A 13,722-nucleotide genomic window follows, 5' to 3' on the forward strand; every position below is an offset into this window, starting at 1 on the left:
CTCTGATTTAATGCGTGGCTCTGATGACGCGAAAGCGTAGCAGCGATGGCCAGTTAGCTCAGTTGGTAGAGCAGCGGATTGAAAATCCGCGTGTCCGTGGTTCGATTCCGCGACTGGCCACCACTCACTGCCTTGTTCAGACGGCCAGTTAGCTCAGTTGGTAGAGCAGCGGATTGAAAATCCGCGTGTCCGTGGTTCGATTCCGCGACTGGCCACCAGAATTCACGCAAAAGCCAAGCTAAACGCTTGGCTTTTTGCATTTCTGCGCGCCCTGCAGTGTAGTCCAGCAGCTACATGGCCGGGGGTGTAAAATCGCTTGCTCCCCCACTTAAGCGGAGTCCTGCCGTGTATCGTTTCATCGCCTCCGATCTGGACGGCACCTTGCTGGATGAACACCACTGCGTCAATGCGCTGACTGCGCAAACCCTGCAACAACTGGAAGCACGCGGCCTGCGTTTTGCGCTGGCCACCGGCCGTCATTACCTGGATGTAAAAGGCATCCGGGATGCGCTGGGTATTGCTGCCTATCTGATCAGCTCCAATGGCGCACGGGTGCATGACCCGGACAACCGCCTGATTCACAGCAGCAATCTGGACCCTGCCATCGTGCGCCAGATTGCCCAGCCGGAGTTTGCCGCCGGGACGGTGCTGAATTTCTATCTGGACGATGCCTGGCTGATCGACCAACCCTACCAATACCTGCTGGATCTGCATGCCGACTCCGGCCTGCATTATCAGATTGCGTCCTTGCATCAGCACGCTGGGGTAGGGGTGGCCAAGGTCCTCTACATTGCCGACCATGCCCATTTGCTGACAGTGGAAGCCAAATTGCATCAGGCGCTGGGGAATGGCGCTTATATCACCTTCTCGGCGGACAACTGCCTGGAAGTAATGGCACCCGGCGTGTCCAAAGGCCATGCGCTGCAATTGGTGCTGGACGAACTGGGTATCAGCCCGGCTGACTGCCTGGCGTTTGGCGATGGTCAGAACGATATCGAACTGCTGCAAACCGTGGGCCACCCGCGGGTGATGGCCAATGCCCACCCACGGCTTGCATCGCAGCTGCCACAGGCGCAAACCGTGGCCAGCAATGTACAGTCTGGCGTGGCGTTGCATCTGCGCCAGTTATTCGCCTTGTAAGCGTTCTCCTCTGCGCTACCAGCGCACCATGAAAAAGGGCTGCCATCGGCAGCCCTGTCGTTTCTGGTGAGCCTGATCAGCCCTGTAAGGCTTGCGCCAGCGCGCCAGCCTTGTCGCCAACAATCAGATGCCAGGTGCCAGGCTGGGTTTGCACGCAGGCCATGACGCCGGCTTCGCGGGCCGCTGCTTCATTCAGGCTGGCCGCCTGTTTCAGCTGCACGCGCAGGCGGGTGTGGGCAATGGCTTCAACCTGCTGCACATTGCCACGGCCACCCAGTGCGGCCAGGATGGCTGCGGCTGTAGCGGCCAGTTGAGGGTCGACCGGGCTGCTGCTGACTGCTGCCGGAGCATGGGCTGTTGTAGTGGCTGCACTGGCTGCTGCTGCCGCAGGCAGTTCTGCATCGTCACCGGCGGTTTTCAGGTAGATCTCCATATCGGTTTTCAGGTTTTCCGATTGCGGCCCGAAAATGGCCTGAATACCGCTACCCACCTGTACCACGCCCGATGCACCCATAGCCTTGAGTTTGGCCTGGTCTACCTGTGCCGGGTTCTTCACTGCAATGCGCAGACGGGTGATGCAGGCATCCAGATTGGTGATGTTGCTGCGGCCACCAAAGGCGAGCACCAGGGCGCGAGCACGCTGGTCTTCGCTTACTGCACCTTCGCTGCTGCTGTCTTCGTCTTCACGACCAGGGGTTTTCAGGTTGAATTTCAGGATGACGAAGCGGAACACGCTGTAGTAGATGACGGCGTAGATCGGCCCCAGGATGAACACATACCAGGCATGGTGCGATTTGTTGCCGATCAGGTTGAACATCAAAAAGTCGATGCCACCTTGCGAGAAGGTGAAGCCCATGTGCATGTCCAGCGAGTTGGCCACGAACTGGGCCGATGCTGCCAGGCAGGCATGGATGAAATACAGCACCGGAGCCACGAACAGGAAGGCGAATTCGATGGGTTCGGTAATACCGGTCAGGAAGGAGGTCAGCGCGGCGGAAATCATGATGCCGCCTACTTTCACCCGGTTTTCCGGTTTGGCAGTGTGCCAGATGGCGATGGCAGCAGCCGGCAGGCCGAACATCTTGAACAGGAAGGCACCAGACAGCACGCCTGCGGTCGGGTCGCCGGCGAAGAAGCGGTTGATGTCGCCGTGGATGTGCTTGCCGCTGGCATCGACAAAATCGCCCATTTCAAAGAAGAAGGGCACGTTCCAGATGTGGTGCAGGCCAAACGGAATCAGCAGACGCTCGACAAAGCCATAGACGGTGGCGGCAGTGCGCGGGTCGCTGACGGCAGCCCATTGCGAGAAGCTCTTGATGGCACCGCCGATCGGGGGCCATACGAAGGACAGCACTGCACCCAGCACGATGGCGGCCACCGCGGTCACGATGGGCACAAAGCGTTTGCCGGCAAAAAAGCCCAGATACTGCGGCAGATTGATGCGGTAGTACTTGTTGAACATATAGGCTGCCAGACCACCGGCCAGAATGCCGCCGAATACGCCGGTCTGGATGGAGGGCATGCCCATGATGGTGTCAGGCTTCACACCCATCAGCCCGGCCATCACGCCTAGCGTGGTGGTCATCACCAGGAAGCCGATGGTGGCGGCAATGGCGGCCACACCGTCATTCTCGGTAAAGCCCAGCGCCACGCCCACGGCAAAGATCAGCGGCAGATTGCCGAAGATCACGTCGCCGGCGTTTTTCATCAGCGACAGGATGGCCAGCAGCACGGTGCTCTGGGTGTGGAAGTCGGTAGCGCCAATGCCCAGCAACAGGCCTGCTACCGGCAATACGGCTACCGGCAGCATCAGCGATTTGCCGATTTTCTGCAGAAAAGCGAAGGATTGATCAAACATGATAGTGATTCCTGCGTAATGCTCCTGCCCGGGTCAGCAGGCAAGGAGCCAGCACCGTCCGGGCATGCCGGACGGCAGGTTGGTCGCGCTTAGCGCGCCTGTTGTGCCAGATGGGCGCGTACTTCGGCCACTGTGCCCAGTGCCCGCACCTGTTGGGCTAGCGAGCGGCATTCGTCCATGCTCCAGCGCGCCAGGGTGGCCTTGACGCTCGCCACAGCCGGTGTGCTGACCGACAGCTCGGTCACGCCCAAGCCTACCAGCACCGGGGCCGCACGCTCGTCAGACGCCAGGCCGCCACATACGCCCACCCACTTGCCGTGGGCGCGGGCGCCGTCGCAAGTCATGGCAATCATGGCCAGTACACCCGGATGCAGTGCATCCGCTTGCTTGGCCAGTTGCGGATGGCCACGGTCCATCGCCAGTACATACTGGGTGAGGTCGTTGGTGCCAATGGAGAAGAAATCCACTTCCGGCGCAAAACGTGCAGCCAGGATGGCGGCAGACGGGACTTCCACCATGATGCCCACCTTGACGTCGGCATGGCCGCTGCTGGCCTGCTCTTCGGCCAGAATGGCCTTGGCCGCGCGCAGCTCGTCCAGGGACGCCACCATGGGGAACATGATGTGCAGGCGGGTGAGTGGAGCGGCTTGCAGAATGGCACGCAACTGGGTGCGCAGCAGGTCGGGGCGGTCCAGGCTGACGCGGATGCCGCGCAGGCCGAGGAAGGGGTTGTCTTCCTTGGGCAGCGGCAGGTAGGACAGCGGCTTGTCGCCACCCACGTCCAGCGTGCGTACCACCAGCGGGCGATCGCTGCCCAGCTCGCGGGCTACCGCGCAGTACTCAGCTGCTTGTTCAGCTTCGGACGGGGCAGTGTCGCGGTTATCGAACAGGAATTCCGAGCGCAGCAGGCCCACGCCTTCGGCACCGGCTTTTACCGCTTCGCGCGCATCGGCGGCATTGCGGATATTGGCCACCACTTCAATACGGCTGCCATCGCTGGTTTGGCCCGGCTGCTGCGACATGGCTTGCTCGGCAGCGCGACGCTCAGCCAGACGGGCGATGGCGGCTTCAGCCTCGGCCTTCTCGGTGGTGGAGGGGGCAATGTTCAGGGTGCCGGCAGTGCCGTCCAGAATCACCTCGCGGCCATCTTGCAGCGCCAGCGCAGCTTGCGAGATACCACAAATGGCCGGAATACCCAGCGAGCGGGCCAGAATGGCCACATGGCTGGTGGCACCGCCAGTGCGGGTGCAGAAACCCAGCACCTTGCCCGGGTCCAGCGCAGCGGTGTCGGACGGTGCCAGGTCTTCGGCAATCAGGATGGAACCGGCGGGTACGTCCAGCTCGGCTTGCTTGACGCCAGCCAGCAAGGCCAGCACGCGGCGACCCACGTCGCGGATGTCGTTGGCGCGTTCACGCAGCAAGGCATTGTCCTGCGCTTCCAGGCGGGCAGAGTAGGCACTGAAGGCGGCACGCCAGGCCCAGGCGGCGGATTTGCCATCGGCGAGGCCCGCATAGGTCAGGGCCAGCAGGTCCGGGTCTTGCAGCAGCTCCTGATGCATGGACAGGATGGCGCGCTTGGCCTGGTCTTGCAGCTGGGTCTTGATGGTTTCAATCTGCTCTGCGGCTTCTTCCGTGGCGCGGGTGAAGTTTTGCTGCTCTACCACGCCAGCGGCACCGGCTTCCACCACGTCAAACTCTTGCAGGCGGTGATGGAAAATGCGGCCAATGGCGATGCCGGGTGAAGCACCCACGCCCGCCAGCACGCCAGCGCTGTCCTGTTGTACCGGCTGCGTTGCAGCAGGCGCGGGAGCGGCCGGGGCTTCATCCAGGCTTTCGCCGCAGCGGTCCAGCAGCAGTTGGGACAGTTCGACAATGGCTGCGGCGGCATCCGGCCCGGTGGCCAGTACCTGTACCTGATCACCATTCACCGTGGCCAGGCCCATGATACCGACTACGGATTTGGCATTGGCCACCTTGTCGCCCAGTTGCAGCTGGATATCCGCTGCAAAGCGTTTGGCGGCGCTGGCAAACACCGCAGCCGGACGGGCATGCAGGCCGGCCGGGTTGGTCAGCGTGATGGTTTCCGATGTCAGGGTTTCGCCTTCAGCCTGGCTGGCGGCTTCTGCGCTGCCTTGCAGGTCCAGCGTCATGATGATGCTCTTGCCTGCTTCTACCAGACCGCTGGCGCAGGTGAGCTTTTCTACTACTTCACCATTGGTGATGATGATCTGGGTGAGCAGGCTGGGGGCGGTGCAGGCGACCAGGTCCAGGTCGAAGTCGATCAAGGCTTGGCCTGCCTTGACCTGCTGGCCTTGCTCCACCAGCGGCACAAAGCCTTCACCCTTGAGCATGACGGTGTCGATGCCGATATGGACCAGCACTTCCACGCCATTGTCCGAGGTGATGGTCAGTGCATGATGCGCAGTGTGAATATTGCTGACAGTACCGCTGACCGGAGCCAGCAGCGAGCAGGAGGTTGGATCCAGGGAAATGCCGTCACCCACCATTTTGCCGGCGAAAACCGGGTCGGGGACGGTATCCAGAGCGACCAGCCACCCGGAAAGGGGGGCGAGAATGTCCAGTCGTGGCGCGGGAGAGCCCATGTGAAACTCCTCAGGAGTTGATTGCAACAGTTATTTTATTACGAGCGATTGTTGGGGCAGGATTAAGCCGCAACTCGGCGCGTAAGGCAAGTGCCTAATCAGCCTGTTAAACGCAAGAATATTGTTATTGCAGGATTAAACCTGGTTTTCCTGCTGAATGTGTAGGCAGTTTGCAACGCCTGTATCATGCCAATATTGTAATTTAGCTACAGCAATCATGTGAAACTGGCTTGATAACCGTCAACAAAATGGCGGGCGGGTTCAACCGCAATGCCACACCCGGGATGGCAAAGTCCGGTGGCGTGATACAGCAATGCGTTCAGCATAGCGGGATGTTGCACAGGAGCAAGGGTGCGCCGCAGCTTAGAACAGCAAAAACGCGGCCCCGTTTCCGGCAGGCCGCGTGTTGTGGATGGCGTGAAGCTTATTGCTGCTGGCGGGCAGGTTGATCACCCAGAAAGAACAGAGCCAGCGAGCTGGTGATCAGGAAGGCCGAATATTCCCAGCCGCCACCCTGATTGGTGAACATCCAGCCATTGGCGCCATGCACCAGTACGATGGTTCCGGCCAGCAGCGGCACCAGTGACAGCGCAACCCAGCGTGCTTTCAGTCCCAGGATCAGCAGCAGGCCACCACCGATTTCAGCGGCCATCGACAGATAGCCGACAAAGCCGGGCAGGCCGAGGCTGGAAAAGAACTGGGCGGTACCGGCCGGGCCGAAGACAAACAGCTTGGTAGCACCATGTGCCAGATACATCAGGCCCAGGGATACGCGCAGAATCAGGGCGGAAAGTGAGGGAGAGGTGGTGTTCATGGCAAGACTCCTGTAGCGGTTAAGGCCCGGTTGTGAGTGGGCGGTGGCAGTGGGTGTATTTGACCATGCACTTATTGCTAGATAAATATGCTATAAATGAAGAAATTGTTTACCAATTGGAAATTATATGGACCGATTCTCGGAAATTCGTGCCTTTGTGACTGTGGCAGAGCAGGGCAGTTTTGCCGCCGCGGCCGACAGGCTGGACCTGTCGCGTGCCATGGTGACCAAGCTGGTGTCGGCACTGGAAACCCGGCTGGGGGTGCGGCTGATGCATCGTACTACCCGGCGCCTGTCGCTGACCGAGGCGGGAGAAACCTATCTGGCGCAAGGCGGTGCCCTGCTGGCCGAACTGGAGGACCTGGACGCGCTGCTGTCGCAAGGGGCCAGCAAGGCCAGCGGGCGTTTGCGGGTGACGGCGCCGGTTTCTTTCGGCATGCGCTTTCTGGGACGGGCGATTGCCGGTTTTCAGCGTCTGCACCCGCAGGTGGAGGTGGAGTTGTCGCTGAACGACCGCAAGGTAGATCTGGTAGATGAAGGTTTTGATCTGGCAATCCGGGTGTCCAATCTGGACGACTCCAGCCTGATTGCCCGGCCGCTGGCCAAGGTGCGGGACCGCTTGTGCGCATCGCCGGACTATCTGTTACGCCATGGTTTGCCACAACACCCGGATGAGCTGGCCCAGCATGACTGCCTGATCTACACCCTTATCAATCAGCCTAATGTGTGGGAATACCAGGCACCGGATGGTGCGGTGGGCAGGGTGCGTATCAAGGGCAGCCTGCGCGCCAATAACGGCGATATTCTTACCGATGCCGCAGTGCATGGCATGGGAATTATCCGTCAGCCGGAATTCCTGTTACAGCAGGCGCTGGCTGCTGGACAACTGCAAACCATTCTGGACGACTACCGCTGGTCCTGCCTGGATGTGTCCGCCGTGTACCCGGTGCGTCGCCATGTGCCGGGCAAGGTCCGGGTGTTTGTTGATTATCTGGTCGATTTTTTTGCCCAGCAAAAAAACAGCCCGTCGTATGACGGGCCATAAGCTGACTGAAAGGTCGAACGAGGTACAATATTAATCAGTGTTTGGCGGGTGCTGCATCCGGCTCTGGCAGCACTTCACCATTCAGCACGCGCTGCATGCGGTCGGTATCCAGCGCCTTTTCCCACTTGGCTACCACCACGGTGGCCACGCCATTGCCGATCAGGTTGGTGATGGCGCGCGCTTCGGACATGAAACGGTCCACACCAATCAGCAGCGCCAGGCCTTCTACCGGCAGCTTGCCGCCCAGCGTGGCCAGCGTGGCGGCCAGGGTGATGAAACCGCCGCCAGTCACCGCTGCCGCACCCTTGGAGGTAAGCAGCAATACGCCGATGATGCCCAGCTCTTCACCCAGGCTCAGCTGTACATTGGTGGCTTGGGCAATGAAGATGGCTGCCATGGTCAGGTAGATGGAAGTACCGTCCAGATTAAAAGAGTAACCCGTCGGAATCACCATGCCCACTACCGGTTTGGCGCAGCCCAGGTGTTCCATCTTCTTCATCATGCCAGGCAAGGCAGATTCGGACGAAGACGTACCCAGTACCAGCACGATTTCCTCCTTGATGAAGGCCAGGAATTTTAAAATGCTGAAACCGTTGAAGCGGGCGATGGCCCCCAGCACGATGAAGACGAAGGCAAAGCAGGTGAGATAAACGCAGGCCATCAAAAAGCCCAGTTGCTTGAGCGAACCCACACCGTATTTGCCGATGGTGAAGGCCATGGCACCAAACGCGCCAATCGGAGCCAGCTTCATCAGCATGTTGATCACGCCGAACAGGGCATGGGAAAACTCGTCCAGCATGGAAATGACGGTTTTGCCGCTGCTGCCCATGCGAGTGAGTGCCAGGCCCAGCAATACCGAGAACAGCAGTACCTGCAGGATTTCACCGGTAGCAAATGCGCCCACCACGGTATCCGGGATGATGTGCAGCATGAAGTCCACGGTGTTCATGTCCTTGGCACCGGCAGCAAATTTGGCCACCGATTTGGCATCCAGCGTGTGTGGGTCCACATTCAGGCCGGCACCCGGCTGCAGCAGGTTCACCACCACCAGGCCAATCACCAGTGCCAGCGTGGTCACGACTTCAAAGTAAAACAGCGCCTTGATGCCAACACGACCCACTTCCTTCATGTCGCCCATCTTGGCAATGCCCACCACCACGGTGGAGAAAATGATGGGGGCGATCATCATCTTGATCAGCTTGATGAAGGCGTCTCCCAGCGGTTTCATCTTGGCGGCGGCTTCCGGATAGAAAGCCCCCATCAGTACGCCGATGGAGATGGCAACCAGCACCTGGAAATACAGGCGCGAGTAGAGCGGAGTTTTGGCTTGCATGTCTGGTCTCTTGTTCTCGGATATTCAGAGGTTGAGCGTTGTTCCGGATCCTGATGGATCCTGTTGTTGCACACATCCTAGCAAGCGATCGGTTTTTGGCTAATTGCTGTTATCCCTAAGCCCGGCCAGAAAATACCGATTTGACGCGGAGGTATTTGAACTTTCAGAAAATTCTTGGCCATTTATTGGTCTTTTACCGTCCTTTGTACCAGCTTTATCCCATTGTGCATTTCCCTGGCTGAGCAAAAAATTTCACCTTTACTCAGCATCTGCTCGCCGATGTGCGGGTGGTACAGCATGCCTCCTCAGGTGCAAGCAGCTTGGTGCTGATGTTTTCGGTGGACGATCAAGTCCGCAGACCGTTAAAGGATGATTTCATGGTAAAGGCCGACACGATTCCTGCCGAAGTGCGCGAGCGTATCCATCGCGTTGCCTCCGAGTTACACGCCAAAACTGGATATCAGTCATTGCCCGCGCTGGACGAAGTCCGCAAATGCGCCAATGTCGATATGAATGTGGCCAGTCTGGTGCTCAAGGAGTGGCGCAAGATTCAGCCGGTCAGCCCCGCTCCACTCGGGAGCAAGTTGCCTGCCCCGGTCGAAGAAGCTGGCCTGACTGCGATAGATGCTGTCTGGCAGCATGCCCAGCAATTTGCCAATCAGCATTTACGCGCTGCCCAGGCTGGTTGGCAAACCGAGCGTGAAGAGCTGGATGCGCTGCGTGCCGAGCTGGCCGAGGCTTTCGAACGGCAGGCTGCCGAACTGGAAGCCACCAGTCAGCAGCTGAGCATGGTGCTGGCACTCAATGCCCGCCAGCAACAGGAGCTGGAGCGTACGGCACCACGCCTGGATGAGTCCGCCAGTCGCTTGGGTGAAACAGAAACGCGCCTGGTGACTGTGGAGCGTGAACTGGGTGAAACCCATGAAAAGCTGGCGCAGTCCTACGACGATGTACGCGCGTTGCGCCAGCAGTGTGACGAGTTGCGCAGGGAGTGTGATGGCTTGCGCAAGCAACAGGCGGAATTACAAGAAGAGCTTAGGGTGCAGCGCTCGGACAAGGAGAGTGCCCATCGTGCCGTCGCCAGTCTGCGTCAGCAATTGCAAGCTGCAGGTGGTGGAAATCCGGCGGGTCCCGCCAGTGCGCCAGAAGCCATGCAGGACACCAAAGAGACCAGCGAACTCGAAGCGGCAGCCTACGGCCAGTCAGTGAGCAGTCGTCTGGCTACGTCTTCCCGTGCTGCTGATCTGATTGTCCGTTCGCGCTGATAACAAGACTGGTGCCTGGCTATGGCCCCCCTGTTTTGCTAGCACTCAATGAAGCTGGTCAATGAAACTGGCGGATGTAGGACGCCACGCCGCCCAGTAGCATTTCGATGGAAATAGCCGTCAGCACCAGGCCCATCAAGCGTTCAAGGGCAGTAATGGCCTGTTCCCCCAGCAGCTTTTGCAAGCGCCCTGAAAACAGGAACACCACGGTAGTCACTAGCATGCAGATGGTCAGCGCGCCTATCCATTCCAGCATGCGTGCCGGTTCGCGGGTGGACATCAGTAATACCGTGGCCATGGCTGAAGGGCCGGCAATCAACGGAATGGCAATCGGCACGATGAAGGGCTCGCCGTGCATCTTGTCGCTGCCAAACACACTGCCGCCTTCGCTGGGGAAAATCATTTTCAGCGCAATCAGGAACAGGATCACTCCGCCTGCCACCTGCATCGACTGATCAGTCAGGTGCATCACGTCCAGAAAATTCCGCCCGAAAAACATGAAAGTCAGCAGTACCAGAAAAGCGATCAGACATTCGCGGTACACCACTTTCTTGCGTCGCTCCGGTTTGACCTGCTTGAGCGCGGAAATGAACAGCGGAATATTGCCCAGCGGATCGGTAATCAGGATCAGCAAGACCGTGGCGGAAATAAAAGAAGTTTGCATGGTGGTGTCGACGTGTTGGTCAGTGGAGCAGTCTGTCGGTGGCAGATTTTATTTTAGTTGCTGCCTGCGAAGAGACACGGGCAGTAAAGCAAACAAGCCCGGCATGGCCGGGCTTGTGGTAAACGGCTGATGCAGCTTATTCGGTGTTTGCATCATCCGCGCGCTCGCCATCCACCGCCGGTTTCTCGCGACGGGCGCTGCCTGCAACCATCGGAATGGCAAACAGGCGGCAGGGCAGGGAGCCGTTGAACAGCGGGGTGCGGCGCTTGACCGACAGGTGGATCAGGTCGGACAGGCGCAGGTCGCCAGTAAAGAAGTGCGCGGTCCAGCCAGCAAAGTGGGCCTTCAGCCAGTCACCCAGCTGCGGGTACAGCTCGGCCAGCGCGTCTTGCTCGTCCATCCGTACGCCATAAGGCGGGTTGGTGACAATGAAGCCGCTATCGGCAAACGGGCGTGCTTCCAGCACGTCTTGCGCTTGCAGTTCGATGGCATCGGCCAGACCGGCGCGTTGCAGGTTGGCACGGGCTACCGGCAGCATGTTGCGCGCGCGGTCGCTGCCTTTGATCGCCAGATCGCGAACCGGCAGTTCGGCGGCACGGGCTTCGCTCAGCAGGGCTTCCCAGGACAGCGCGTCAAATTCGCGCAGGCGCTGGAAGCCAAAGCGGCGGTTGCGGCCCGGTGCGCGCTTGAGGGCGATGTCGGCGGCTTCCACCAGGAAGGTGCCACTGCCGCACATCGGGTCCAGCAAGGGCTGGCTGCCATCGTAACCGGCAATCAGCAGAATGCCGGCCGCCAGGTTTTCCCGTAGCGGAGCCTCGCCGGTTTCTTCGCGCCAGCCGCGCTTGAACAGCGGCTCGCCACTGGTATCCAGATAAATGGTGGCATGCTCGCGGGTGAGGAAGGTGTGAATGCGCATGTCCGGCGTGCGGGTGTCCACATTGGGACGACCGGCATTGGCCTGACGGAAGCGGTCGCACACGGCGTCTTTCACCTTGAGCGAGACAAAATCCAGGCTGCGCAGCTGTGCGCCGATGGCGTCGGTTTTTACCTTGATGCTGCGCGATACATCGAACCAGCGCGGCCAGTCGATCTGCATGGCCAGCTGGTAGATGTCGCTTTCCTGCTGATAACCGCCTTCGGCCAGCTTCAACAGCACGCGGCTGGCGGTGCGACTGTGCAGGTTGGCCTTCATCATGATATCGGCGTCGCCACGGAAGGCCACACCGCCATCCACCTTGCTGACATCGTTGGCACCCAGTGCGTTCAGCTCGGCCACCAGCGTCATTTCCAGTCCGCGCGGGCAGGGGGCGAACAAGGCCAGTTGCTTGTCGCGCAGGCCGGTCAGCGCATACACCGCTTGGGCAGCCAGCTTGTCGTTCCATGCCGGTTTGTCGGTACTTCTGGAAGGGCGGCTATCGTGCTGGCGCGGGTCGCGCTCCATGCGGTGTTTGTTGTCGAAGGGCTTGAGGCTGGCCGGGGAGTTGCCGCGCTCGCGCGGTTCCCAGCTGCGTTCATGACGGGCATCGCGACGTGGGCTGTCCTCGCGCTGGAAGCGCTCACGCGGCGCACTGTCTTCGCGGCGATCTGCCGGTTTGGAGAACAGCTTGCGCGGTGCGTTTTCCTGCGCGGGTTCGTCGCGACGGAAACGGTTCTCCCGTTCGACGGTCGGTGCCGGCAGGATTTCCGGGTCGTAATAGCTGGCTGCGTCATGGCGTTCGGCACGGCGGAAACGGTTATCACGCGGCGCGCTGTCTTCCCGGCGTTCGGCCGGTTTGGAGAACAGCTTGCGCGGTGCGTTTTCCTGCGCCGGCTCGTCGCGGCGGAAGCGGTTTTCCCGTTCAGTCGTCGGTGCCGGCAGGATTTCCGGATCGTAGTGACGGGCGGCATCATTGCGCTCGAAACGGCGCGGAGCCTGTTTGCGCGGCTGCTCGTCACGGCGGAAGTGCTTATCACGTGGCGCATGCTCTTCACGGCGCTCGGCCGGCTTGGAGAACAGCTTGCGCGGGCCTTGCTCTGCCGCCGGAATGGTCGGTGTGGCGGCAGGGGTGTCGCGTTCCACATGACGCGGTACATGGGGCTTGTGCTCGATCTTGCGATCCGGCTGGCTGTTCAGCGGTTTGCGGCCGGACGGGCCACGGTCGCGCTGATAGCTGCGCTCGCCATCCGGGCGGCGTGATTCATGCAGCTCGCCACGGCTATCGGCCGGATGCAGGCTGCGCGGAGCCGAGGCATCACGTTCACGCGGCGGGTAGGGCTTGCGTTCACGGTCGTCACGGTTGAACGGTTTGCGCTCGCCGTCACGCGCATCGAAACGGCGCGACTCGCCATCACGCGGCGGGTAGGGCTTGCGTTCGCGGTCGTCACGGTTGAACGGTTTGCGCTCACCATCACGCGCATCGAAGCGGCGCGGCTCGCCATCACGCGGCGGGTAGGGTTTGCGTTCACGGTCGTCACGGTTGAACGGTTTGCGCTCGCCGTCACGCGCATCGAAGCGGCGCGGCTCGCCATCGCGGGGTGGGTAGGGCTTGCGCTCGCGGTCGTCGCGATTGAACGGTTTGCGTTCGCCATCACGCGCATCGAAACGGCGCGGCTCGCCATCACGTGGCGGGTAGGGCTTGCGCTCGCGGTCGTCGCGGTTGAATGGCTTGCGCTCGCCGTCACGCGCATCGAAACGGCGCTGCTCTCCCTGGCGTGGCGGCTGGCCTGCTGCCGGACGGCGCGAGGAGTAAGGATCGCGCGGGCCGTCGGCCGACGGTGCTTTCTTCTGGATGATGGGACCCTTGGCCGTGCCATCGGCGGGTGCGGCGGCAGGCTGCGCGGGGGATGTGTCGCTGCTGCTGACATCGCGGCGCAGATTGGCGCGCTGGCGTGAACGGAAAGTGGCCATGGGTACATCCTTCAAATAAGCAAGCTTTAAGCAATCTTCCATTTTACCTTATTTAAAGGCGCACTGCTTGGTGCTGCTCCGCCTTTCAGGTAGCATGTCCGGTTCCCTTTTGT

General features: G+C 60.5%; 9 protein-coding genes and 2 tRNA genes. 5 read left to right on the forward strand and 6 right to left on the reverse strand.

Annotation, left to right across the window (positions count from 1 at the left end):
- The first annotated feature begins 47 nt into the window (after positions 1-47).
- The 3 genes from HWX34_RS10195 (at position 48) to HWX34_RS10205 (ending at position 1,140) form a co-directional block, all read left to right on the forward strand.
- Positions 48-123 (forward strand) — tRNA-Phe (locus HWX34_RS10195).
- Between the two features lie 19 nt (positions 124-142).
- Positions 143-218 (forward strand) — tRNA-Phe (locus HWX34_RS10200).
- A gap of 127 nt (positions 219-345) precedes the next feature.
- Entirely contained in the window at positions 346-1,140 is a 795-nt protein-coding gene (locus HWX34_RS10205; RefSeq protein ID WP_178972141.1) for a Cof-type HAD-IIB family hydrolase, read from the forward strand.
- A gap of 76 nt (positions 1,141-1,216) precedes the next feature.
- Here the strand turns inward: HWX34_RS10205 and ptsG are convergent, their stop codons facing one another.
- The 3 genes from ptsG to HWX34_RS10220 all read right to left on the reverse strand — a co-directional run bounded on the left by ptsG (position 1,217) and on the right by HWX34_RS10220 (position 6,415).
- Entirely contained in the window at positions 1,217-2,998 is a 1,782-nt protein-coding gene (gene ptsG, locus HWX34_RS10210; protein WP_178972142.1) for a PTS glucose transporter subunit IIBC, read from the reverse strand.
- 89 nt (positions 2,999-3,087) lie between these two features.
- Positions 3,088-5,601 (reverse strand): phosphoenolpyruvate--protein phosphotransferase, encoded by a 2,514-nt coding sequence (gene ptsP, locus HWX34_RS10215; RefSeq protein WP_178972143.1) that lies wholly within the window; start codon positions 5,599-5,601, stop codon positions 3,088-3,090.
- 424 nt (positions 5,602-6,025) lie between these two features.
- On the reverse strand, positions 6,026-6,415 hold the full coding sequence (locus HWX34_RS10220) for a DoxX family protein (RefSeq protein WP_178972144.1): 390 nt from the start codon (positions 6,413-6,415) through the stop codon (positions 6,026-6,028).
- A gap of 127 nt (positions 6,416-6,542) precedes the next feature.
- On the opposite strand from HWX34_RS10220, the gene HWX34_RS10225 reads away from it, so the two are divergent.
- Complete coding sequence (locus HWX34_RS10225; RefSeq protein WP_178972145.1) at positions 6,543-7,460, forward strand: LysR family transcriptional regulator; 918 nt, start codon at positions 6,543-6,545, stop codon at positions 7,458-7,460.
- Between the two features lie 34 nt (positions 7,461-7,494).
- Here HWX34_RS10225 and HWX34_RS10230 read toward each other — a convergent pair whose 3' ends face one another.
- Positions 7,495-8,793, reverse strand: coding sequence for a dicarboxylate/amino acid:cation symporter (locus HWX34_RS10230; protein WP_178972146.1), 1,299 nt, complete (start codon positions 8,791-8,793; stop codon positions 7,495-7,497).
- 377 nt (positions 8,794-9,170) lie between these two features.
- Here HWX34_RS10230 and HWX34_RS10235 point away from each other — a divergent pair, with 377 nt between their 5' ends.
- Positions 9,171-10,058 (forward strand): DNA-binding protein, encoded by an 888-nt coding sequence (locus HWX34_RS10235; protein WP_178972147.1) that lies wholly within the window; start codon positions 9,171-9,173, stop codon positions 10,056-10,058.
- A gap of 58 nt (positions 10,059-10,116) precedes the next feature.
- On the opposite strand, the gene HWX34_RS10240 is transcribed toward HWX34_RS10235, so the two are convergent.
- Together HWX34_RS10240 and HWX34_RS21580 are read right to left on the reverse strand one after the other, a co-directional pair.
- Positions 10,117-10,722, reverse strand: coding sequence for a MarC family protein (locus HWX34_RS10240; protein ID WP_045846629.1), 606 nt, complete (start codon positions 10,720-10,722; stop codon positions 10,117-10,119).
- Positions 10,723-10,858: 136 nt separating this feature from the next.
- Positions 10,859-13,609 (reverse strand): THUMP domain-containing protein, encoded by a 2,751-nt coding sequence (locus HWX34_RS21580; protein ID WP_178972148.1) that lies wholly within the window; start codon positions 13,607-13,609, stop codon positions 10,859-10,861.
- Between the last annotated feature and the right edge of the window lie 113 nt (positions 13,610-13,722).

It is taken from the genome of Aquitalea sp. LB_tupeE (assembly GCF_013391415.1).
GTDB lineage: Bacteria > Pseudomonadota > Gammaproteobacteria > Burkholderiales > Chromobacteriaceae > Aquitalea.